23 protein-coding genes and 1 riboswitch (1 of these 24 cut by a window edge) are annotated in these 23,583 nt (G+C 40.7%); of the genes, 1 reads left to right on the top strand and 22 read right to left on the bottom strand.

Features of this window, described 5'->3' with window-relative positions:
• Positions 1 to 23: 23 nt before the first annotated feature.
• The 18 genes from IGI94_RS07480 to IGI94_RS07395 all read right to left on the bottom strand — a co-directional run bounded on the left by IGI94_RS07480 (position 24) and on the right by IGI94_RS07395 (position 19,239).
• Positions 24 to 452 carry a hypothetical protein gene (locus IGI94_RS07480; RefSeq protein WP_008381958.1) on the bottom strand — a complete coding sequence of 143 codons (429 nt, stop codon included), beginning with the start codon at positions 450 to 452 and terminating at the stop codon, positions 24 to 26.
• 73 nt (positions 453 to 525) lie between these two features.
• Complete coding sequence (locus IGI94_RS07475) at positions 526 to 942, bottom strand: GNAT family N-acetyltransferase (RefSeq protein ID WP_005236183.1); 417 nt, start codon at positions 940 to 942, stop codon at positions 526 to 528.
• Between the two features lie 200 nt (positions 943 to 1,142).
• Positions 1,143 to 2,066: an LCP family glycopolymer transferase gene (locus tag IGI94_RS07470; RefSeq protein ID WP_008381960.1), complete on the bottom strand. Its 924-nt coding sequence runs from the start codon at positions 2,064 to 2,066 to the stop codon at positions 1,143 to 1,145.
• Position 2,067: 1 nt separating this feature from the next.
• The gene (locus IGI94_RS07465; RefSeq protein WP_005236185.1) at positions 2,068 to 2,721 is read right to left on the bottom strand and encodes a phosphatase PAP2 family protein; all 654 of its coding nucleotides are present in this window, start codon (positions 2,719 to 2,721) and stop codon (positions 2,068 to 2,070) included.
• A complete protein-coding gene (locus IGI94_RS07460; RefSeq protein WP_008381962.1) occupies positions 2,718 to 3,911 on the bottom strand; it encodes an FtsW/RodA/SpoVE family cell cycle protein in 1,194 nt (397 codons plus the stop codon). The genes IGI94_RS07465 and IGI94_RS07460 overlap by 4 nt, the downstream gene beginning before the upstream one ends.
• On the bottom strand, positions 3,889 to 5,043 hold the full coding sequence (locus tag IGI94_RS07455; protein WP_008381965.1) for an FtsW/RodA/SpoVE family cell cycle protein: 1,155 nt from the start codon (positions 5,041 to 5,043) through the stop codon (positions 3,889 to 3,891). Before IGI94_RS07455 ends, IGI94_RS07460 begins: the two co-directional genes overlap by 23 nt.
• A 126-nt stretch (positions 5,044 to 5,169) precedes the next feature.
• A riboswitch (M-box (ykoK) riboswitch) is annotated at positions 5,170 to 5,345 on the bottom strand.
• Between the two features lie 288 nt (positions 5,346 to 5,633).
• Positions 5,634 to 7,529 (bottom strand): endonuclease MutS2, encoded by a 1,896-nt coding sequence (locus IGI94_RS07450; RefSeq protein WP_438899607.1) that lies wholly within the window; start codon positions 7,527 to 7,529, stop codon positions 5,634 to 5,636.
• 359 nt (positions 7,530 to 7,888) lie between these two features.
• Positions 7,889 to 9,418 (bottom strand): alkyl hydroperoxide reductase subunit F, encoded by a 1,530-nt coding sequence (gene ahpF / locus IGI94_RS07445; RefSeq protein WP_008381970.1) that lies wholly within the window; start codon positions 9,416 to 9,418, stop codon positions 7,889 to 7,891.
• A 9-nt stretch (positions 9,419 to 9,427) separates the two neighbouring features.
• Positions 9,428 to 9,991: an alkyl hydroperoxide reductase subunit C gene (gene ahpC, locus IGI94_RS07440; RefSeq protein ID WP_005226227.1), complete on the bottom strand. Its 564-nt coding sequence runs from the start codon at positions 9,989 to 9,991 to the stop codon at positions 9,428 to 9,430.
• Between the two features lie 308 nt (positions 9,992 to 10,299).
• On the bottom strand, positions 10,300 to 10,503 hold the full coding sequence (locus IGI94_RS07435) for a hypothetical protein (protein ID WP_008381972.1): 204 nt from the start codon (positions 10,501 to 10,503) through the stop codon (positions 10,300 to 10,302).
• A gap of 152 nt (positions 10,504 to 10,655) precedes the next feature.
• Complete coding sequence (locus IGI94_RS07430; RefSeq protein ID WP_087664178.1) at positions 10,656 to 11,615, bottom strand: permease prefix domain 1-containing protein; 960 nt, start codon at positions 11,613 to 11,615, stop codon at positions 10,656 to 10,658.
• A complete protein-coding gene (locus IGI94_RS07425) occupies positions 11,612 to 11,944 on the bottom strand; it encodes a PadR family transcriptional regulator (protein ID WP_016612097.1) in 333 nt (110 codons plus the stop codon). The genes IGI94_RS07430 and IGI94_RS07425 overlap by 4 nt, the downstream gene beginning before the upstream one ends.
• A 185-nt stretch (positions 11,945 to 12,129) precedes the next feature.
• On the bottom strand, positions 12,130 to 13,101 hold the full coding sequence (locus tag IGI94_RS07420) for a siderophore ABC transporter substrate-binding protein (protein ID WP_438899606.1): 972 nt from the start codon (positions 13,099 to 13,101) through the stop codon (positions 12,130 to 12,132).
• Between the two features lie 25 nt (positions 13,102 to 13,126).
• Positions 13,127 to 13,885: an iron ABC transporter ATP-binding protein gene (locus tag IGI94_RS07415; protein WP_438899605.1), complete on the bottom strand. Its 759-nt coding sequence runs from the start codon at positions 13,883 to 13,885 to the stop codon at positions 13,127 to 13,129.
• Positions 13,882 to 14,826 carry an iron chelate uptake ABC transporter family permease subunit gene (locus IGI94_RS07410; protein ID WP_086317367.1) on the bottom strand — a complete coding sequence of 315 codons (945 nt, stop codon included), beginning with the start codon at positions 14,824 to 14,826 and terminating at the stop codon, positions 13,882 to 13,884. Before IGI94_RS07410 ends, IGI94_RS07415 begins: the two co-directional genes overlap by 4 nt.
• The gene (locus tag IGI94_RS07405; RefSeq protein WP_008381981.1) at positions 14,823 to 15,773 is read right to left on the bottom strand and encodes an ABC transporter permease; all 951 of its coding nucleotides are present in this window, start codon (positions 15,771 to 15,773) and stop codon (positions 14,823 to 14,825) included. The genes IGI94_RS07410 and IGI94_RS07405 overlap by 4 nt, the downstream gene beginning before the upstream one ends.
• A 635-nt stretch (positions 15,774 to 16,408) precedes the next feature.
• Positions 16,409 to 17,773: an FAD-dependent oxidoreductase gene (locus IGI94_RS07400; RefSeq protein ID WP_008381982.1), complete on the bottom strand. Its 1,365-nt coding sequence runs from the start codon at positions 17,771 to 17,773 to the stop codon at positions 16,409 to 16,411.
• On the bottom strand, positions 17,770 to 19,239 hold the full coding sequence (locus IGI94_RS07395) for a helix-turn-helix domain-containing protein (protein ID WP_008381983.1): 1,470 nt from the start codon (positions 19,237 to 19,239) through the stop codon (positions 17,770 to 17,772). The genes IGI94_RS07400 and IGI94_RS07395 overlap by 4 nt, the downstream gene beginning before the upstream one ends.
• Before the next feature lie 162 nt (positions 19,240 to 19,401).
• Here IGI94_RS07395 and IGI94_RS07390 point away from each other — a divergent pair, with 162 nt between their 5' ends.
• Complete coding sequence (locus IGI94_RS07390) at positions 19,402 to 20,505, top strand: SLC13 family permease (protein WP_438899604.1); 1,104 nt, start codon at positions 19,402 to 19,404, stop codon at positions 20,503 to 20,505.
• A 130-nt stretch (positions 20,506 to 20,635) separates the two neighbouring features.
• On the opposite strand, the gene IGI94_RS07385 is transcribed toward IGI94_RS07390, so the two are convergent.
• The 4 genes from IGI94_RS07385 to IGI94_RS07370 form a co-directional block, all read right to left on the bottom strand.
• Positions 20,636 to 21,349 carry a class I SAM-dependent methyltransferase gene (locus IGI94_RS07385; protein WP_438899603.1) on the bottom strand — a complete coding sequence of 238 codons (714 nt, stop codon included), beginning with the start codon at positions 21,347 to 21,349 and terminating at the stop codon, positions 20,636 to 20,638.
• Positions 21,350 to 22,357, bottom strand: coding sequence for a zinc-binding alcohol dehydrogenase family protein (locus IGI94_RS07380; RefSeq protein WP_016619978.1), 1,008 nt, complete (start codon positions 22,355 to 22,357; stop codon positions 21,350 to 21,352).
• A gap of 71 nt (positions 22,358 to 22,428) precedes the next feature.
• Positions 22,429 to 23,490, bottom strand: a complete 1,062-nt coding sequence (locus IGI94_RS07375; protein WP_438899602.1) for a hypothetical protein — start codon at positions 23,488 to 23,490, stop codon at positions 22,429 to 22,431.
• Positions 23,459 to 23,583: the final stretch of a hypothetical protein gene (locus IGI94_RS07370; protein ID WP_008381990.1), read on the bottom strand. Its footprint extends 790 nt past the window's final position; only the last 125 of its 915 coding nucleotides appear in the window; the start codon falls outside the window, past its right edge; the stop codon is at positions 23,459 to 23,461. Before IGI94_RS07370 ends, IGI94_RS07375 begins: the two co-directional genes overlap by 32 nt.

Genomic DNA, 23,583 nt, shown 5'->3' with positions numbered 1-23,583 from the left:
TCATCTCTACATCTCGAATCTAATCAATTTTGATGAGCTGAAAACGGCAACGGAATATGCAACCGTCTGACAAAGTAGACTGCTGAAGCAAACTGGAGCAACCCTAGCAAAAAGAAAATCACATGCAAGACATTCCATTCTTGTAATAAGATGACCTGCACGATGATCCAGACAACTAAACTCATGCCTAAAAGCATTACCCCGTGGTACCCTTTGTTAAGCCGCAAGAGGAAAACAACAATCAGATTACCCAAACCTAAGATAGCGAACAAAAACAAGCCGGGAATTAAGAAGGTCGTGAAGGGTGTTCCTTGCAGCATGGCCGCTTCCAAACCAGCAAATGTCTCCCCTTTGCTTAACGGCTCAATGCTTTTAAACGCCAATAGACTTCCTCCACAAGCGCCAACACCAATAAAGAGACACAAAAAAAGTAACGCAAAGCGCATCTTCATTTTTCTCCACTCCTTCTTAAAACCCAACGCAACTAAAAAAATATTCTCAGTGACACATCGATTTTCTTATTCCTTATTCGCTTTTTGCTGAATAGATAAATGCGGCAATTTGCTGCTCTTCCACAGAGGAAAAGCCACACGCCTCATAAAAATGACGCGTTTTTTCTGTGTTGTCCGTAATCAAAACCTTTTGCCGTATTGATGGATGATTCGCCAGCATTTTTTTGAGTAATCGCTGACCAATTTTTTGACCTTGGAACTCGGATGCTACTAATAGATCTTGAATATAAAGAATGGTTTGTCCATCGGTTATGCAACGGATAAGCCCCACTAGCTGCTCTTCAACATAGGCCGTGATCACCTCTGAGTGGGCTAACGCTTTTAAAAGACGCTCGGGATCTTTAGTATAGGCGCTCCAGCCAACTCCCTCATACAAAGCGAGTACTTGATTTGAATCAGATGGTAATTGGTCTTTAAAGACGATCTTCATACTTTTCCTCCTTGTAATAACTTAGCGACAGGGTGGAACAATAGAAATAGAGTTGACAGCTCTTTTCCAAACAAACTCTTGTTATTAAGCCGTAATGCATTGCTTGACTAAAGAGTATCCTGAGGAAAAGCGGCTGTCAACTCTAATTACGAAATACTTGAAGAACAAAATTGAACTGGTTCTGTTTCTAAGCCAGGACGTTAATCAATCAACAACTCATTTTTTAAACGTTGGCTCGTCGTCTGTTGCTCTTCAGGCGTTACTTCTTGATAGGAAATTCCATATTCTCCTCTGAAGCCATCGCCGGTGAACCCACTGCCAGCCATTTGGTAAGACTCGACAGTCCCTAATGCTGATTGATATTGGATAAATAATTGACTCATTTGCGAAAAAGTTAGATCGGTTTCGCCATTTTCTCCAATGATCGTTAGCAGATCCTGAATCCGCATCACGCTGGAAAGTGAAACTAACTCTTTTGCCAGAATCTCAGTCACTTCTCTCTGACGGCGCTGACGGCCATAGTCACCTTCTGGATCATCCTTTCGCATACGAGTATACTGAAGCGCCTCCCAGCCATCTAAATCGAGGATCCCCTCTGGGTAATCGATTTTCTCAGCAGTAAAAGCAAATTCATTTTCAACCGTGATGCCACCAATTGCATCAACAAGATCTGCCATCCCATCCATGTTTAAGGAGAAATAATGATGGATCGGTATATCAAGATATTGTTCGACGGTTTCAATCATCATTTTTGCCCCACCAAAAGAATGGGCATGATTGATTTTATCATGGTACCCTTGTCCCACGATTTCCACATAAGCATCTCTAGGAATACTCGTGAGGGTGGTTTTTCTTGTGGCAGGGTTCAACGTTGCTACCATGATGGTGTTGGCGCGAAAATCGGTTTTGCGACGAGAGTCATTGGCGATCCCTAACAAAAGAAGGCTTAGAGGCTCGGCATTTTCGATGACTTCCGCCTCTTCTCGTCCTTCGATTGGACGATGGATCGAGTGGGCAACATCCTCTACTTGAAAATACACCCTAACCGCATAGACAGTTCCTGCTGAGATAATTCCGGTCAGCAATATCAGGAAAATGATTATTAGTTTTTTTGCTGTACTCAATTTATCTCCCCCTAAGTACATATTTTTTGATTGAAAAGACGAAAGCATAGGTGATATAACTGATCCCACTTGCCAATAAAATACTTGCTAGCAAGTCGCTGGGATAGTGAACCCCAAATAGCAACCGACTCATCATAATCAGCAACAAATAGATCAATCCTAGAAATAGGGCCATGTTTTGGATAAAGTGACGCTTGCCTCTTTTGGCAGGAACTGTTTGCCCCAAGAAAAAGAGGAGAGAAATAATCAACGTGGTCGCTAATAATGTATGTCCACTCGGAAAACTTGCTGATGCCCGTTCCATACTGTCAGCAAAATCCGGTCTCGGTCGATCAACTACTTTCTTGATCACTTGACCAACACCACTGATCACAATCATATTCCCCATCAACCAAAGACTTTCTAACCGCTGCTTGCGCATAAATAAAATACTTGCTAACAGGAAATGAACGACAGCTATGGGAATGATCGTAGCCGTACTGGCAAGTGGGAGAAAAAGCGATTCCACAGCAGGTGTCCGCCATTGAGGCAACTGGGAAAAAAGGTTGTCGATGCTTTGGAACCAGCGCGGTTCTAATGCAACGAGGAAAAACAGCCATGCAAAACAGCTGCAGAGTATTCCGCCTATCACTCCTTTTTTTGCTGTTTTACTCATGTTAAGCCCCTACTTTCTTTTAATGTATACGACCTATTTTTGGCTTTTATCGGAAATTTGTCTAACCCAAAGATAATTCCCATAGCAATGCTGATCGCAATCAGAGAGGTTCCTCCTTGACTTAAGAATGGTAAGGGAATGCCGGTTAAAGGCAGCAAACCGATCGCCGCTCCGATGTTTTCAAAAATTTGAAAAACCAAACCAAACACATAGGTAATCGCAATATAGACCGATGCTTTGTTATTTGTTTTTAAAGCAGCAAAAATGATTTGATAGATCAGATAGAAATAAAGGAAGATGACTAAAGTACTTCCTAAAAAGCCATACGTTTCTCCAATGACTGTAAAGATCATATCTGACTCCCGAACCGGCACATACACCGTTGTATGGGTATCAGGTGCCCCCAATAAGCCGCCAGAACCAATCGCCCACATACTGCGGACTTGTTGGAAAGCGATGGAATCTTGGTACGCGAGTGGATCTGCCCAGGCTCTCACCCGATCCAATTGATATTGTGAAAAGTGAAGGCGAAACAACACACGATTGCCCCATTCCGTGAATACGAGTAGCAACAAAATAGCACCAAGAGCGGCAATCAAACCGATCACGACGGTCAGTATTTTCCAATGAACACCGGAAATGATGAATAAGGCACCTAACATCACGATAAACACCAAACTCGTTCCAAAGTCCCGCTGCATAAACATCAATAAAAATGTGGGTAAGCTGTATAGCAGGATCTTAGTAACATAGATCAAATCGGATTTGATTGTTCGTTCTGCTTTACGTTTCTCATAGACTAAAGTGAGATAGACCATAAAGAGCATAAAGGCCACTTTCATAAACTCAGAAGGCTGAATCGTAAACGCACCAAATCTGATCCACCGTTTGGTGTGCGTTTGTTCAAACATCGTTTGATCGTAAAACCAATGAAGAGAGGCCATCAAACCAAGTGATAGTAAGTACAAAAGACCAGAAAAGCGGAGGAGTAAATTCGTAGGAATCAAACTCGTTACAAAAAGAGCAATCGCCGAAAGGATACAAAAGAGGATCTGCCGAAAAACAATCCCTGAAGGATCATTGCCATCCATCACAGAAGCCTGATGTTGTACCCAGATACTTAACAAAAACAGCAGGAAAATCGGCAGCAATAAAGCATAGTTTGCTTCATGTCGTTTGAGGAACTTCATTAAGTATACCCTCCTCTCGTTCTAGTTTCAGGCATAAACTGAAGGCAAATGAAAGAATAAAGTAACTGGAGCCACCATAACTAATGAATGGCAAAGGTACCCCCGTCATCGGCATCAACCCTAAAATACTGGCAATATTGATACTTGTTTGTAATAACAGCAACGTGCTGGTTCCCAATAATATTAAGCCAATCTGAGGATTTGCGATTGCCGCTGATCGTATAAACAGACGTAAAATAATTACGAATAATAAAGCGATGACAAAAATGCCGAAAATCAACCCTAATTCCTCTACTAAAACGGAGAAAATAAAATCAGTCTCTGCTACTGGTAAAAAGCCTTTCTTGGTGATGCTATTTCCTAAACCAAGGCCCGTAAGACCACCATTGAACAAAGCATAGTAGGAATGGATCATTTGGAATCCTTGATTATATGGGTCGGAAAATGGATCTCCCACTAATCGAATTCGGTTATACACATGCATAAACATGTGGGGCAATAAATCATTGTTTCCTAAAAAGAGGATCAACATAGCAACCAAGAACAGACTGATTAATAACCCGCCAAACAAAAGAGCCGTGAGTTTAACGGGTACCTGAACCGTGGTAATCATGATAAAAGCCAAGAAAAGTAAAATCATCACGCCGGCTACTTTTGGTTGAATGAGGATCAACACACAGCACAAAAATAAAACGAAAAGCGGACGTTTCATTTCCTGCAAGGTAGTTTTTGCTGATTGAAAGTAATGAGCAAGGTATAAGACCATGCCCACATTCACGATCTCTGAGGGCTGAAATTGTATCCCTACAATCGAGACCCATCGTTGCGCTCCATTGACAGAAACACCGAAAAACGGCAAACGTGCCAATAGTAAAGTAAAGACGCCAAATGCCAACAGACCGATCGCTAAATATTTACTGAGCAGAATCTCACGCCGTGTTCGCTGAATAATGAAAAGGAGCACCCAGCTGAGTAACAGAAAGACAAGCTGACGCATAAATAAGCTTGCTGGCGGCTGATCTCTCGTTAATAAACGATAAGAACTTGCACTATAAATCATTAAAAGACCGATAAGGCTCAATAGCAAATAAGCTATGATCAGCAGCCAATCGATCTTCTTTTTTTCTATCATTGCTTCCACTCCTCTTGCCTTGGAGTAGGTGTTCAGACGGTACCAGTTATTATGCCCTTTGAGCTTAGTCATCCATCAAAGAGAAAAGCAAAAAAGTCTCACTTCTCTTAGGACGTCAGACTTTGCTAGCAATCTCATCGTCCGAGTTTTAGCACTATACAACGTAAAGAAAGTTGTTCCCTTTCTTAGCTATTTTATGAAAAGCCTTAATCCGACAATTCCTGTTTTACACATTGGCGTCTTTCGACGTTTCTGCGCAATAGCTTATGTTTGTATAGGAGCCTCACCTAACAAGGTTATATGTTATTTTCAATCCACTATGAATGGTACCCTTCCTCGTATAAAGATACAACCCATTCTTTGTTATTTTTATTTTTCTTTAACTTTTCTTAAAGAATTTAGATATTTCGAGTAATTTCCGATATTTAAAGAAAAATCAATGGAAATCATTCGACCATCACTGGATTCCCTTCGATCATACACGTTATTAAAAAACGGTCATTTTCAAAAAAAGACAGCTCTTTTTCTAAAACTCGAAAAAGAGCTGCTTTCTTGATTTTATACTCCCGCTCTACATATATCTGTGTCGATCAATCCAATGATCGTTTGGCCTGACGCTCTTGCGCTGCTTTTCGTAACTGCTTTTGCGCTTTTTTAGACCCACGTTCAATATCTCGGGTAAATTTACGTTGGGCAAAATCGGAAAATAATTGATCTAGATCATAGCCGGCTGGATAGAGTGCTTCTCGTTTGGCGAGCAGTTGCAATCGCCGAGCAGCAACAACGAAACATTGTTTCTCAATATAAATCTTCGCTTGTCCCTGTTCCAAGTATTCATAAAAAACTCCCCGTTTTTCATGCTCTGCTGAAAAGACCTGGTCTCCCTTTTGAAAAATGTGCTCAGACTTTGTTTCCTGAGGATCGGTTCGTTTTCTGGACGTCTCAAAAGGCTGCTTCTCAAAAGAATAAGATTTATTCTTTAAATAGTCCTTTGCCGTTTGCACGACCTCAGCAGGAATCGCCATTTTTTCGGCGATCCAAAACGCATTACTTTCACCGACCGCATTGGTCAATAAGCGGTATTTCGGCGTCAGGGTCTTGGCATCAAAAGCCATCGCCGCTGTTTCAAAATCTTGGTGATCAAGAGCAAACTGCTTGATTTCACCATAATGAGTCGTGGCGATCATTAACGCCCCCGATCGATAGATCGATTCCATAATGGCGATCGCTAAAGCTGCTCCTTCATTTGGTTCAGTCCCGCTGCCAATTTCATCTAACAAAACGATACTGTTCCGGCTGGCATTCGTCATGATCTGTGCAATATTCGACATGTGTCCAGAAAAGGTACTTAAAGAATTTTCTAGACTTTGCTGATCCCCGATATCCATCCAAAGACTTTTTAAAAACGGCACGCTGCTGTTGCCATTATGCGCTGGAAACAAGCCGTAATGTGCCATCGCACAAACGAGTCCGACGGTTTTTAAGACAACCGTCTTACCACCAGCATTCGGCCCTGTGATGACCATACATCGATTCTCTTCTCCTAGTTTTAAAGATAGAGGAACAGCATCAGTGCCCAGTAAAGGATGCCGGACTTGATCAAGAAGCAAAACTTCTTCTTCAGTAATTGCTATCGGTTGACCATTGATTTCCCGACAATACTTTCCGCGAGCAAAAATAATATCTAGTACCACTAAAATATCAAGACAGGCAAATACTGCATTCATTTGTTCGGCGATTTCCCCGGTCAATTCTGATAAAACTTGGTATTGGGCGGCCGTTTCTTCCGCCTGTGCCAAAATCAATCGATCATTCAGACGGGCAGCTGCCTCTGGTTCAATAAAAACAGTCGCGCGTTTATTAGAACGTTCGATGATCGTCCCTTTAATTTGCTGTTGAAATTCAGCACGTACCGGCAGCGTATAACGGTCGTTCTTTTTGATCACACGGTTTTCTTGCAGATAGCGACTTTCTTTAAAAAACTTTGCAAAAACTTTTTTTAAATCGGCCTCATATTTCTCAATTGTGCCACGAATTTTCCGTAATTCTCGGCTGGCGTTACTATCTACCTGACCATTGCGAATTTTTTGGAAAATCATTTCGGCGATTTCAGAAAAGTCGGCCAACCCCTGAGCATAGTGATGCAATCTTGGGGCAATTGATTGATTTTTCTCAAACAATTGACGGATGATTCGAAAAGACCGTAAAAAGTCTCCGTATTCAATCAATTCCTGCGGCTCCAATACAAAGCCTTTTTCAATCTTCTCCGTATGATGTAAGACATGCTGAAGCCCCATGAAAGGGACTTGACGTCCGGCGTCTAATAGCGCCATCGCTTCAGTTGTCTCAGACACTCGTTTTTGGGCGGAATGGATCGTAGCTGCTGGTTTTTCATTGGCAAAACGTGCTTTACCATAATCGCTGATTATTTTTTTACTTACTTGTTCTTTAATTTGTTCAAATTCAGTTGCTTGAGGTATCTTCATGAGTGATCCTTTCTTGTGCCTGAGGATCCCGGTAACATCCCCGTCCAAAAAAGTGTACAAAAAAAGCGATAGTCTCCCATCACCTGATTCATCAATAACGATTTTTATCGGTATCTACAGGCACAACAAATAAACAGTCTGTTTTTGCTTATTTGTTTTAATTAGCTGATTAGATACCTACGACACTCATTAATATACCTCTTTCTTTTTTGAACGAGTTTTTTTCATTGTAATATAGAAACTGTCCTTCTGTCAACTTCCTTCAAATCTCCTTCCCCTCAAAGAAAAAACGTCTCAGAAGCTGCTAGAAGCTCCTGAGACGTTTCTGATCTAGATCAAATAATAAGCTACTTACCTACTTACGAGCGAATCAGGTAATCAAACGCACCTAATGCAGCAGTGGCACCTGAACCCATTGAAGTGATGATCTGTTTGTATACACTATCGGTACAATCTCCCGCTGCAAAGACCCCTTCAATGTTGGTTGCGCCATGTTTGTCCACCACGATCTCATTGCGTTCATTTAAGACGACACGATCTTTTAACCATTCAGTATTCGGCATCAAGCCAATCAAAATGAAGACCCCCTCCACAGCTAAAGTGAATTCACCATTCGTTTCACGATCAACGTAGGTCAATTGTTCGACATGATCGGATCCAACAATTTCCTTCGTTGCCGCATTCGTAATAACAGTCACATTATCTAACGTGTTCAAACGGTTTTGTAGCACAAGGTCCGCTTTTAGTTCTGGTAAAAATTCAAGAACATAGACATGTTTCGCCATGCCAGCTAAATCGATTGCTGCTTCGATCCCAGAGTTTCCGCCACCAATGACGGCAACTTCTTTCCCAGCAAATAACGGACCGTCACAATGCGGACAATAGGCAACACCTTTATTTTTGAATTCTTTTTCTCCCGGAACATTGATGTTGCGCCAGCGAGCGCCAGTTGCTAAAATGGCCGTTTTGGTTTTTAATACTGCACCATTTTCTAATTCAACTTCGATGACGTCATTGCGGCGAATATCTTTCGCACGCTGACCTTTCATCACGTCTACATTGTATTCGTTGATGTGCTCTTCTACCTGACGCATTAATTTTGGACCTTCGGTATAAGGGGTACCGATCATATTTTCGATCCCCAGGGTTTCCATTACTTGTCCACCCATTGTTTCGACAACCATCCCAGTATTGATGCCTTTACGCGCTGCATAAATCGCTGCGCTTCCGCCTGCAGGTCCGCCACCGACAACTAATACATCGAAAAGCTCTTTTTCAGCAAAGTCATCTTTACTCGTCGGACCAGCTGCTTTTTCCAACAACTGTTCGATCGTTTGTCGGCCGCTTGCAAATTCTTCCCCATCTAGAAAGACTGTTGGCACAGCCATAATTTTTTTCTTGTCAATTTCTTCTTTGAACATCCCACCTTCGATCATGGTGTGACTGATGGAAGGATTTAGCACTGCCATAATGTTTAACGCTTGAACAACATCAGGACAGTTATGGCAGGTCAAACTGACATAGGTTTCAAAATGTAATGGCTTATCGATCGCTTTGATGCGCTTTTGAAGTGCTTCATCAATTTTCGGCGGACGACCGCTTACTTGAAGCAACGCTAAAATAAATGAAGTGAACTCATGTCCTAACGGTAAACCAGCAAAAGCGATGCCGCTTTCTTCACCGGGACGATTGATCGAAAAGCTTGGTGTCCGTTCACTTGCTACAGCTTGAATCGTGATTTTTGACGACATTTCTGCGATTTCTTCTAAGAATTCACGTACTTTCGTTGAAGAATCATCCTCACCTAAAGTCGCCGCAAAAACAACCTCTGATTCTAGCATCGCTAGATATTGCGTCAGTTGGTCTTTGATTGCCTTATCTAATGCCATGAGAGCCTCCTAAATCTTGCCTACAAGGTCTAAGCTTGGCGTTAAAGTTTCTTCGCCTTCTTTCCATTTTGCAGGACATACTTCACCTGGATGGGTACGGACATATTGTGCGGCACGGATTTTATCGATCAAACCACTAGCATCACGACCGATACCATCCGCATTGATTTCAACCGTTTGTACCACACCATCCGGATCGATGATAAATGTACCACGTTGAGACAAACCTGATGCTTCGTCTAATACATCAAAGATTTCTGAGATCACATGAGAAGGATCAGCAATCATGATATATTCGATTTTATTGATGGCATCAGAGTGGTCATGCCACGCTTTATGTGTGTAGTGGGTGTCAGTTGATACAGAATAAACTTCTGCGCCTAATTCTTTTAATGATGCATATTGGTCTTGCAAATCCTCAAGTTCTGTCGGACAAACAAATGAGAAATCTGCAGGATAAAAACAAACAACGTTCCATTTTCCTTTAAAATCTTCTGATGAAACATCGATAAATTTTCCATTGTGGTAAGCTTTCGCTTCGAATGAACCAATCTCTTTTCCAATTAATGACATATCATTTCCTCCAATTAGAATAATTATTTGAGAATAATCTCTATTAATTATTAGTATATCTAACTACAAAATGCAATAGTTTATTCAGAAATAGTCAAAAAAAATGTTATCATCCTCAGAAATGAGCATATTTATTTTTTATCGAAAGCAAATGGAGTATAGTAATAAGTTTGGCTAATCATTTCTAAGCAAAGTTCCTACCTGTTAGATTCTCAATTACATCTCTTATTCTCAATTAAACAAAAAAAGATTGCCTCTTCCTATGATTCCTCACAATGGAAAGTGAGTCATAAAAAAAGACAATTTTTTTATTTAGTATTGAAATAGTTGAACAATCCACCGATCGTTCGCTCCTTCAATGTAATCCGCTTGCCGTCTAGAAAAACTTCTTCGACTGGGTAATGATCTTGAAAAGGTGGAACTTCCAAGTATTGACTTGCGAGAAAGCGCTCTGGGGATTCAATTGTTGTTATTTCTTTGCTACCATTTTTCAGATAATGAATTTCTAACATATCCATTGCCTCTTTTCTTGTATTCTGAACTTTTGAAAAAGCATTGAGAGGATCTTATTTCTCGCTGTTCTTTTTGCTTGGTTCAGTTACAAGCCGTATTATAGTCTTCCTTTTTTTAAAAGTAAAGAAACCACTCTCGGTTGAAACATCTCTTATTTTTTGGCTTTTGTCTGACCGATAAAGTAGTCCTCTAAGACACCACCAATCACAAAAATGACCCAAGAGTATGCCCATGCATGAAACATGAAGGACCAAAGCATATAAACGACCAAAATCACTGGCCAGTAGACTGTTCGAAAAAAGGTAACTCTACCAGCTGATTCGCCATATTTATGACGTGTTGCTCGATCACCAAGATTCTCTTCGTCACGAATAAAATACGTCTCAGTTGCCAGCTTCGCAAAGCCTGTACGAATAATACTTACATAAATAATAAAGAACACACCCACTGCAACTGTCAAGAAAAACAAGGAAATACCAAACTCAACAGAATAATAAAACAATTCACTTAAAAGTACAGGCGCAATTGATAAAATACAGGCACCAATTCCTAAAACAAGACCAATACGAAAACTTTTTTCATAATTTGCTAGTTGCTGAGCGGCTTCTCGTTTAGCATCCCTTTTGATCGGACGATCATCTAACTGTTTACGAGCACCGGAAAAGTGCAAACTGCTAGAGATGATAAAACCAACCCCGATGGCGATAAAAAGGATCATCACCATTACACCAAATAATTCCGCATAGAAACTAACAAAAAGCATCAAAGCTGCAAAAGCTGCGATACAAAAGCCGATTCCCAAAGACAACGAAAAAGCAAAGTGCCGCACAGTTCCCCAATAATCAAACGCATCGTCTTCTGTGATGGCATCGGACCAATCATCAATCGGCTCTTCTTCTTTTGAAACATCTAACTCTTGCAGCAGTTCATCCACCGAACCAAACTCGCTGATCACCGCACCGATGGCTTCATGCTCACTTTTCCCTTGGTGAATCAGTTCCAAGTAATGGTCTTCCATAATCGCTAAAAGATCTTCTTTTGCCTTCTTCGTTTCCGGTGTGATGGGTACTGATAAAAATAAGCTGTCTAGATAGTCATGAATGGTTTTCATTTGTCTCCTCCTTGTAAGAACTGGTCAACGACGATCTTCGTCTGCTGCCACTCCAATAGTTTCTCCGAAAGGCTTGCTTTTCCGTCTGCAGTTATCTGGTAATAGGTCCGCTTTTTGCCATGTGTCACTTCTCCGGGATACGAACGGATCAATCCTTGTTTTTCTAACCGAGTAAAAGCGGAATACAACGTCGTTTCTTTGATCACATATAAAGCATCTGTTCCTTCACGAATACGCTTGGATATTTCATATCCATAAGAGTCTTCTTTCGAAAGAATGGATAAAATGATTGCGTCGTTATAGCCGCGAATTCCGTCACTCGAGATCACGCAATCGCCTCCTAAATTACTTCATCTGTCGTACTAATTATAAATCAATTACTACGACAGGTAAAGTAAAGCTGGATAACTTGTCAAAAATCAGTCGCAGGTCCTAGAAACAGTTTGAATAAAAAGACACGCTTTCTCAGTAAACTGATAAGCGTGTCCCTTATTACTTAATTTTTTTCACCTATTTATTCAACGGCTGGCTTGACATCATCCATCATCAATCGGATCGACTCCAATCCGGAACCAGCTAAATACCAAACCGCAGCATCCAATTCAATCACTTGATCGTTTTGCCCTGCATTTGTTTCTTGTACGATTTCATTTGCAACAAATTCACTTTCGCTTTCATTGCCACCGATCGCTTTTGTCCGATCGATCACGAAAATGACATCAGGATTTTTTTCAAGCAAGTACTCATAAGAAATACTTTGTCCATGTGTCGACGCCTCTAATTCCTCATCTACTGCTGGGAAACCAAACGTGTCATACAAGATACTGTAACGAGAACCTGGACCAAAAGCAGAAAGATTGCCTTCATTTACCATAACAACCAAGGCTTTCTCGTCAGCATTTTGCGCTTGCTCCTTCAAGGTATCGATCTGACCTTGTAACGATGCTAGTTGTTCTTGCGCTTCCTCTTCCTTACCAAAAATTTGACCAATGGTCGTAATGTTGGCTTCGATCGATGCCCAAGTATCACTATTGTCAACACTTAAGAAAACGGTTGGCGCGATTGCAGACAATTCCTCTTGGAAATCACGTTGTCGACCAGAAATAATGATTAGGTCTGGCTGCAGTTGATTGATTTTTTCTAAATCAGGCTCTTTGATTCCCCCTGCTGATTCAACATCCGCATACGCTGATAAATAATCTGGCAAATTGCTGGTTGCGGCAGCAACGATTCGATCCCCAAGGCCAAGTGCATCCATCGTATCTAATGCACTGTTGTCAAAGACAACAACTTTTTCCGGCGCATAAGGAACAGTGACAGTCCCATTGCTGTCCGTAATCTCGACTTCTGTCGGCGTTTGTGTACTTTCTTCTACTTGGGTTTGAGCTGTACCCGTTGAATCTGTTGTCCCTGTATTATTCGAGCCGCAAGCGGTCAACCCCGCTAATACGAAAATACTCATAAAACTTACTGCTATTTTTTTCATTTTTTCCTCCTTTGAAACATATTTTTTATTGGAAGGTGTAGCAAAATTGCCGCCCATCCACTTGTACCAGTTTGATTGGAATCTCATACAATGATTCTAATAATTGTTCTTGAATCACTGCCTCTGTGTCAGCCGCTTTAAAAATCTGACCATCTTTCATCGCGACGATGTGATCGGCATACCGTGCTGCAAAATTAATGTCGTGCAAAACGATCACAACAGTTTTCTGATAGTCTTCCACCAAGGTTGTCAATAGCTTCATCAGCTGGTTGGCGTGTTTTAAATCTAAATTGTTTAACGGTTCGTCCAAGAGTAGATAATCTGTATCTTGGGCTAAAATCATCGCCAAGTAAACTCGTTGTAACTGACCACCAGAAAGTTCATGAATCGATTGATCACTATATTCGGTTAGAGATAACTTAGACAAAGCGTCATCAATGATCCCATCATCTGATGCCGATTGTCGCCCCCGGTTATACGGATAGCGACCAAATGCCACCAGTTCTCTTACAGTCAGATTGACAGCATAGCGATTGCTTTGCTGCAAAAAAGCCATTTTTTTTGCTAGCTCTTTGGACTTCCATTGACGAATCTCCGTTCCATCCAGATAAATATCACCGGTGCGTTGATCCAACATCCGACTGACTAAAGAAAGCAAGGTACTTTTTCCGGCACCATTGGGCCCGATGAAGGCAATCATTTTCTGTTCCGGCAACGCTATGGAACATTCCGTCAAAACTTGTGTTTTTGCATAATTCTTGGATACATTTTTGGTTTCGATCATGATTTTTTCCTTTCCAGCAGCAATTTGCTTATAAAGAAGATACCGCCTAATAATTGGATCACGGTGCCGATGGTCGTTTGCCATTGAAAGACCTGTTCCACTAGGAATTGACCTCCTACCAACAGGAGAAAACCAATCAAACTCCCACCGAAAAACAACCAGCCGTGACGATAAGTTGGGAAAAGCTGATAGGTGATCGTTGCCACCACAAAGCCTAGAAAAACTGCTGGACCAACTAAAGCAGTGGCGGTGCCTGTCAGTAAAGCAATCAAAAATAAGACACCTTTATGAAGCCATTGAACAGATACACCTAAACTTTTGGCTTGCCCACTTCCTAAATGGAGCAAATTCAATTCTGGAATCAGCAGAACCAGACAGATACTCCCTAGCAAAATGATCGCGGCAGCAATCAGTAGATGCTGGGTATTGATATTGCCAAAGCTGGCAAACAAACGACCTTGTAGTAAATCATATTCATTTGGATCCATCAACACTTGCAGAAAGGTGCTGAGACTACCGAACATCGTGCCACAGACCATCCCTGCCATCAATAACAAAAACAACCCAGCGACTGCTTTTTGATAGAAAAAGCCAATTAAGAAGCTACCTAGAACGGCAGTTAAGCCGACAGAAAACAAAAACATCGTTGCTGTTTCTTGGCTCAGCATCTGAATTCCGCCGATAAAAAAGAAACAAAGGGTTTGAACAAGAACATACAGTTGGTCCAAGCCTAAAATTCCAGGGGTCAGATAGCGATTGCTTGTCAGTGTCTGTAAGGTGATGGTACTAAAGGAGATGGCGATTGCAACTAAGGCAAAAGCCAAGATTCGGCGTCCCCTTAATGCAAAAGCAAATGACCAGTTTCCATAGGTGTTATAGGTCAGATAGGCACCACATGCACAAAGGATCAGAAACAACAAAAGAAAGAGCTTTTTCTTCATCGAAATTTCCTCCCCAGAAGCAAAATCAAGAAACAGCAGCCACCCAGTACGCCGGCAACAACACTGACCGGCATTTCATAAGGTGCGATGACGATTCTCGCCAATACATCACACAATAGCAAGAACGCGCTTCCGGCAAAGCTGATCAAAAGCAGATTGTTTTTCAAATGATCCCCAAAAACCATGCCGATCATATTTGGGATAACGATCCCTAAAAAAGGAATTTGCCCCACAGTCAATAAAACGATACTGCTAGCAAACGCCACCAGCGCAAATACAGCAAAACGCAAGAACAAGTAATTGATTCCCAGACTCTTAGCCGCACTTTCTCCTAAACCGGCGATCGTGATCTCATAAGCCAAGAAATACAATAGACCGAAAACGGGAATCGTCAAATACAAAAGTTCATACTGTCCAACCATAATGGTGGCAAAATTTCCTTGCAGCCAAGAAGAAACGTTTTGAACCAATTGGAAGCGATAGGCTAAGAAGCTACTGATAGCCCCGATGATATTACCGAACATCACCCCTGTTAAAGGCAGCATCATTGGATCTTTCTTTGGTAGAAATTGGCTTAAAAATAAAAAGAACAACACACCTGCGTAGGCAAACACAAATGCTGCTGTAGTGCGAATCAAATTTGAGGCATTTGGTAGAAAGAGCATAACCAGCAAAATTCCTAAACGGGCGCTATCCGTCAGTCCAATCGACTCCGAGGCCACAAATTTATTTTGCATCATGTGTTGCATAATTTTTCCACAGATACTAATGATCCCACCTGCAATGATCAAACTGATCGTCCGTGGAAGCCTAACTTTTACCAAAACAAGCCAATGATTCGGATCACCCTGCTGTAAACCTGATAAAGACAATTCATGGGTGCCTGCCAACAAGGAGCAACCCACTAGAAGAACAAAGATCAGCAGTAATCCGATTTTTTTAAACATGCCCCGCCCTCCTTATTGAGAATGATTCTCACTCTCTTTAATAGGGTAACGTATTTCACTTAAAATCACAAGAATTTTTTCAAAAAAATCCCTTTCCTATCGCAATTTCGAAAAAATTAGTGAGTAAAGAAAAGGATTATGTGATGTTTTTCTCTTATATCCTTGCGAGAAAACTTATTTTTATCTCAATATTGTCTATTTTATTGCTTTAATTATAAAATGCTCGCTCATACTATATTCATTTTATGAGGATCATTCAATAACAGATCACTTAGATTTGCAATTATTTTCATCTATTGAAACCCTTGTAAAGCCAGCACTTACTGATGCAATGGTGATGTAACTTTTCAGATAAAAGCAAATGACGCGCCGTCTCCTCCACCTAAACACCATTCGTCTATCGATAAGAATTTGTGAGTAAAAACAGTTTAGTCGTGGAACGAGTTTTATAGTTTTCGTTTTGAGTTTCTTCTTCCAAAAAATCATGATACCAGTTGAATTCAATCTCCGACAAAAGCCTACCTGTTTTCAATACGCGATACCAGTCACTGATTGTAATCGATAGTCTTTCCCGATTATCTGTAATTAAAAAAAATAAACCTACGATCATCGCAGGTTTATCAAGAGTTATTATTTTACTTTAACAAGCCATCAAGGGCTAATTGATTCAAAAAGTGCAAAGGGAAAGAAATGGTTGGATTGAAAAAGTAATCCATTGTCGCTAGTTGGTGCAAGGTCGTCTTGCTATTGATCAAGGTTGAGATCGTATTGATGATCTCCAAACTTCCACGATCACTCGTAATGATTTGTCCCCCCATAATCACTTTCGTTTGCTGATCAAAAATCAGTTTTAACGTTACTTCAAAATCCTCATCTGTCGCGAAAAATGTCCGAGAATGAAATGTCTGCGTCACTGAATCTACTTCAAAGCCGTAATACGGTGCCTCGGTCTCATTAATACCTGAACTGCTGACGAAATAGCCAAACAGTTTACTAACGACGGTCCGTTGCATTTTTGGAAAAGGAATTTTCGTCGTTCCCCGTTCATTTGCCAATAAATTGGTGGCAGCTACGATCCCCGTCCGATAAGCATTAGTCACTAAAGGGATATACAAAGAGCTATCCGAATGATTGAAAGGAATCGAAACCAGGTCACCAATTGCATAAATCGCTGGGTCAGACGTTTGTAAATATTCATTTGTAAATACCGTGCCATCGAGATTTAGTTTTAAAAAGTCTTCAACCAATGCGACATTCGGTCGCGGATTTACGGCATAAACGACCACGTCAGCTCGAATCTTGGTTCCGTTTGAAAGCTCGATTCCCTGATATTCACCCTTCTCGTCTTTGATCGTATGGGCGACATTGCTGTTAAGATAGATTTGTAAGTTCTCTGGAAAGCGCGCCATCAAAATTTCAGCAATTTCTTGATCAAAATAACGGAACAAAAGGGTATCCATTCGATCAATCAAATGAACGGCTTTTTGCTGGCCACTTAAAGATTCCGCCAATTCAAACCCAATCAGACCCGCGCCAACGATCGCCACGGTTTGCGCACTTTCGATTTTTTCTAACGCTTGCTTTGATTGACCAATGGTTTTGTAGGTCGTTATATGTGCTTCGACATCTGAGGCAAACTCCGAACGGAAAGTACTCGATCCCATCGCCAAAATCAAGCCATCATAACTCACTTCGTCTTCTTGCTGATAAGATTCCGTTGATGTGACAAAATGAACCGTTTGTTCTTGCGGAAAGATTTTTGTGACTTCACTGTTTAACATCACATTGATTCCTTCAGAAAGAAGCTCACTCGCAGTTGCCGTTCGGGAATCTTCCAATCGTTGAATGTAGCCTTCCAGCACTAAATTCAAACTGCTAGCAACATAACCCAGAACGCTTGATTTTTCAATAATTATCACATCGACTTTTGGGTCAACTTTTTTTAAATGACGGGCAGCAGCAATTCCTGCATGAGAGCCTCCAATAATCACTATTCTCATATCTTTTCCAACTCGCTTTCAAGGTTCTCATTGCGTATTTCATCCACGATTTGATGAAGCCGCTCTTCTTCAAATGGGGTTGCCCCACCTGTTAAAATCAATCGTTTTTTATAACGATAGCCTTCCGAGATCTCAGAATGATCAACGATCAATAAATCATAATCCTTCTCCTTCGTCCCCTCAAAATGAATATTCGGATAGCCAGCCAATTCTTTGATCAAAAAACGCCGCAAAAAGCCACTGCGTAATCGTGATTGAGTCAACAAAATGCCGACCGTAAATGCTTTTTCCTGTTTTACTTGAATCCATTGACGGATCAAAAGCAATTCATTGGTCAAATGCTGCTTTTTCTCAAGAGAAAAGGACTGGTTTACGTTTTTCTCCAACTGTTCGATTGCTTGCTGTGCCACTTCAATCAAGCTCTCATTCGCAACACTTTGCGGCTGAAATTCAGCAAAGGCAATAATGCCGCCATGAATATACAACGCTTGGATCGTCACACTCGTCAAGAAGACGCATAATTCCGTAGAAGTTTCTGTAGTCTTTCTCTCACTATCACCAATTGCCTGCAGCAGCTCCCCATTTAACGCATCGATCTCTTGGAAGAAAAGTGATTTTTGCAAGGAGTCATCCAGTGAAGGGCGAATCAAGCCTTCAGCTAATAAAAATAAATAGAAATAAACCGTTTCATAATCGCTCCAGGATACGGCAAAACGACTGAGATAGCGTCCTAATATATTCCGCAAAAGCTGGAACATCGCTTCATTTTCCAATGACTTCAACAATGGATACGATGCTTCATGCTGCTGCGAGCCACGATAATCAAAACGGGCTTCCATAATACCTAACCACAGCCCGACTTTCCAGCGTTCAGATTGACTAAACGTTGTCTGTAGCTGTTTTTCGATTACTCGAATCAAATTGTTGATGGCTGGTGCATTCAAGCGAGCGATCAATTCTTCATTGGGATAACTTTGTGAAAAAAACTGATAATAGAAAAAGCGAATCTGTTTTTCATCCCCAAGCAATTTTTTATTTTTTAATTGGATGTCGAATTCTTTCAATAACTGATTGATGGCTTTGAATCGACGAAACAATGAAGCTTCACTCAACATCAGTTCTAACATCATTTTCGTCGTTGACTCATCTCGATGAAAAAACAAATACGACAATATCTGAAAATCGATTGCTTCTGAAAGATACGCATAAAAGAATTTTTTTAGTGAGAAATCAAGCGGAAGTGTTAACTGTACTTGATCATTTTCTAAATAAGTCAATGCCGCATCCTCATGGAAAGCGACTAAATTTTGATGAAGATTTTGAAGTTCTTTTTGCAAAGTGGGTGCGGAAATGGATAATGTTTTTGCAAGTTTCTTGTAAGAGATTTCTGAGCCGTTCTGAAAAAAAACAGCTAAAATTTGAAAATGAACCTGCTGATTTTTTTCAAGCAGCTGCATAACATTCATTTTTGAACCTCCTTCACCTTTCACATACTAATTTCCCAATTAATGGGTCGTTTGTCAACTATAAAAATTGCCTGAATGCCTTTGAGTTATATGGAAAAAGTGTTATTTATTGTTCCTAAAGCGCGGGAATGGTAAAATTCTTGAGAAGAAAGGTGGTGAACTATGGGAAAACGAATGTTAGCATTTTTTCGAACGGATCGATTATTTTCGATTTCCCTGTTACTAGCACTCATTGCGTGTTTTTTCGGCACCTTCCGTTGGTCATTTATTGACTTTAAAGTGATTTTATCACTGTTTGGGTTGATGTTAGTAATCAATGGGTTAGAAGAAGCTGGTCTTTTACGAGCATTTGGACAAAAATTAGTGGAAAAAAGTCGCAATCTGCGTGACTTGATCCGTTCAATCGTCTTGCTAAGCTTCTTCAGTTCGATGTTTTTAACAAACGACGTGGCTATCTTAACATTATTGCCCATCTACTTACTCTTAACGAGGAAAGAACAACAGCGCACCAGTGTCTTATTAGGCGCTGTCTATTTGATTGTGGCAGCCAATTTAGGAAGCAGCCTGTTTCCATTTGGAAATCCGCAAAATCTATTTTTATTTTCTTACTATCAGATTTCGCTGCCACAATTCATGTGGACTACCGGCACCTTTGTGGGACTTTCTTTGCTATTACTCCTTGTTTCGATCCAGCTCATCCCAAAGACTCCATTGGAAATCGCCCTGCAAGAAGAACCCTTTGAAAAAAAGCCAGCGCTGCTCAATGCAGGATTATTTGTCCTTATGATTCTTGGTATTTTTAGTGTTCTCCCTATTTCAATCGCCGTGCTTGTCGTCGCAGCCGTGGTTTGGTTTAGCAACAAACGATTATTCGCAAAAGTTGATTATCGGTTACTACTTACCTTCCTCTGCTTCTTCTTGATCGTTGGGAATATTCAAGACCAATCTCTGGTCACCGATCTCATTCGACCGTATTTTCAAGAAACGCATCGCGCTTTTTTAGGTAGTATTTTACTCTCCCAAGGAATATCTAACGTTCCAGCAGCAATTCTGATTGCTCCCTTCACCGATTTAGAAAAAGCCGTTCTTTTGGGCGTCAATGTGGGTGGTATGGGTACATTGATTGCTTCTTTGGCGAATTTGATTGGGTACAAATTATTGAAACAAGCCAGACCCAAAGAAGCGGGAACATTTCAAAAGCTGTTTTTTATCGTCAATGTCATTTTTTTACTGTTATTAGGCAGCATCGTCTACCTTTTATTGTAGCAAATTCTCTTTAAAACGAGATTCCAGCATAAGATGTTTCCAGTCAGCAGTCAACAGAAGCTTACCTGCTGTCCTGTTTCTTGATCTTATGTCAGAATCTCGTTTTTTGATGTCCATTGTGTGATTTCTCCTAGGCTAAGAGAAGCTCAAAGGTGATTTTCGTTTGGCTTTCGACAGTCAATGCCTCACCAAAGACATGTTGAACCATTTCTTGCCGCTGTTCCAATGAATAATCCTCCTCAAAATAAAGATGAAATAATTCTTGATCGATCTCTTCCTTCAAAATATACTCGAATTGCCGACTCTGCCAATCGATCGCTTCTTCTGTAAACCACTTCTTGTAACAAGTATTTAGGTTCAGATCGTTCTTCGCTGAATGATTTTTTTCATAAGGCTGAAACACGTTCTCTTCTTCTGCGATCATTCTTAGAATAATTAATTGATGGGCCTTTCTTTGAAACTGAAGCAAGGTTTCTTTGTCTCTGACTGCCGGATTCATTGCTATAAAAATACAAGGCCAGTGCTGTTCTGCAGACAAAAAGTCTTTTTGGCTCTGCTGAACCAGATGGAGCTTGCTCATCGGATCTTCAATCGTTTCTTCAATGATTTTTAACATTTCTTTTGAAAAATCAATTGCGTAATACTCATCTACAAAAGGATAAAAAGCTGAAATGTAGCGACCAGTGCCCGCAGCAAAGTCAACGAAGGTCGATATCGGAAACACTTTCTGCTCCACCAAAAAAGCTGCTGCCTCTTCGGCAATTTTCAATTGGGATTCTCTTTGAATTTGCGCATATTCTTGCGCAAATTCATCCCAAAACAGCATCGCTTCCTCTTCTTCCATCTAGCGGACGCCTCCCGTGATCACTGTTTTTCCTTTTGTTCCTTGCTCAACCGCTTTTGTAGCGTGCTTTAAGGTCTCGATGGTAATTCCTCCATCAAACGTTTGGACCGCAGTCGTATGGATCTTTTTGTCAGCGAGCAACGAGGCGATCCGTTGCAAAATGCCCCCTTGTGTTTCAATCATCAACTGAGCATCTGTTTTTGTGAACATATACTCCCAATAAAAATCGATGCCGAGGTTTTTAAATGGATTTAAATCTAGCGCTTCTTTCGTATTCACGATCATTCCGACTTTGCCAAATGGCAAGATTGCTTTCGTTAATTGTGGCAAATAGGCCGAGGCGTCATAAAAAAGTGCAACGGCTGAAAAAGGTTCAGTGATTTGTTCAGCTAACGGCAAGCGGTGATTAAGTACCTGATCCACTTGATTGTCTTTAAGCCATTGATCGTTCTTAGGACTCGCAGTGCCATAGACTGTCAATCCTGCCCATTTTGCTAGTTGCGCCGCAATCGAGCCAACACCACCGCTGGCATTGACCAATAAAATTGATCCTTCATTCGCGTTTTCTTCAGGCACATACCCAAATTTTTCAAAAAGCAATTCCCACGCTGTAATACTCGTTAATGGCATAGCTGCAAGATCACCGTCAGAAAAGCCGGCTGGCGCCTTTGCTGCGATTCGAAAATCAACGACTTGAAACCTTTGATTCGCACCAGGTCGTTGTGTGGTTCCAGCATAAAACACCCGATCACCAACGGCAAAGCCATTAACTGCTGAGCCGATTTCATGTACTATACCTACTGCATCATATCCCTGGATATGGAATTTCTCACTTAAAGTGGTTGTTTGGCGGCGTTTCGTGTCAATTGGATTCACAGAAACAGCTTGCACTTCCACCAATAGATCGTTTGCCTGACAAGTTGGCATTGGAAATTCCTTTTCAATAAATACTTCTGGATCATCTAAAGATCGTCCTTCATAAAAACCTAGTGCTTTATTTATCATCATACTGCTCCTTCCAAAAAAAGTGCTGAATAGTTATAAAAACCATTCTAGCACTTTTAACCAATTTAGAACATTTATTCTTCACCTTGAACGACAAGCGGAACCAAAAACGGATAACTTGTGAAGAAATCCAATAAAGATCGCTTCCATTGATCCGAGTCAATCGTGAGTAACGTTGATTCTGTGTACAAATGAATCGTCAAACGCTGATTTTTATCAAGCAGAACAAGGATCTCGCCTTTGTTTTCTGTGATAAAATCATACGAATGATTCTCCATCGTGATGATGAAAATTTGGTCAAGGACTTCCGCTGCAACAGGAAAATCTGTTTCCATATCGACAGCTAAGGTTTGGGTATTGTCGATCAAACTTGGCGAGACAGTAAAATCCAATTCTTTTAAATGAGCCAGTATCAAATTTACATCGTAATTAAACAGTGAAAGTTGATTGACTGAGAAAATATTATCGGCATGCCATTGACTGATCAGATGTAAAATCTGTTCATCGTTGACCACCACCGACTGGGAATTTGAATTGATTGTCAACAGCGGCAAATAGTTTGATTGGTAACTTGAATTGACCGGATTTAACTTAAAACTAAACTCTAGTTCTTTTGTTTCTGTTAAACGAAAGCGGACATTGAAGTGCTTTGTCTTCCAGGTATCGTAATTGTCGGTAGCTGTTAAATGAATCACTTTTAATGGTTTCAAGAATTCATAGGCATAGTACTCAAGCAAGGTTTTTTTTGCAATGACAGAGATTTCTTGTTCTGTTAAGATCAAATGACGATAATGGTTGAGCAACCCGGAGAAATCAGCCTCCATGATTGATTTTCGCAATTTTAAATCAGCTAGCTCATTTTCGGCTTGTTCAATAAGGGACTCGATGCGCTGATGATCTTGTGCTTTTACAGCATAGTAATCATCTTCATATTCCGCTTCCTCTTCCTCTTCCACTAATTTGAAAGAATCATCCTCTACATTGTCTTCTACTAAAGAGCGATCATCAACTGTGGTAGACGCATTGGTTGCTGAATTTTCGTCGACCTCATTGACTTCTTCTGGTTGAACTTCTAGAGTCTCTTCCTGATCCATCAGTTGTGGTTCAAGAGGATTTTTCTGTGTTTCTTTCGTCAATTTCAATCAGCTCCTTTCCCGTATACTGAGCTAAGAAAGCCAATAATTTAGTATTGAATTCTTCAAAAGAACCAAAAAAAGTATCAATTTGTC

The sequence above is a fragment of the Enterococcus sp. AZ149 genome (assembly GCF_051714285.1).
Taxonomy (GTDB): domain Bacteria; phylum Bacillota; class Bacilli; order Lactobacillales; family Enterococcaceae; genus Enterococcus_D; species Enterococcus_D entomosocium.
This window is presented reverse-complemented; position numbering and strand designations above follow the sequence as displayed.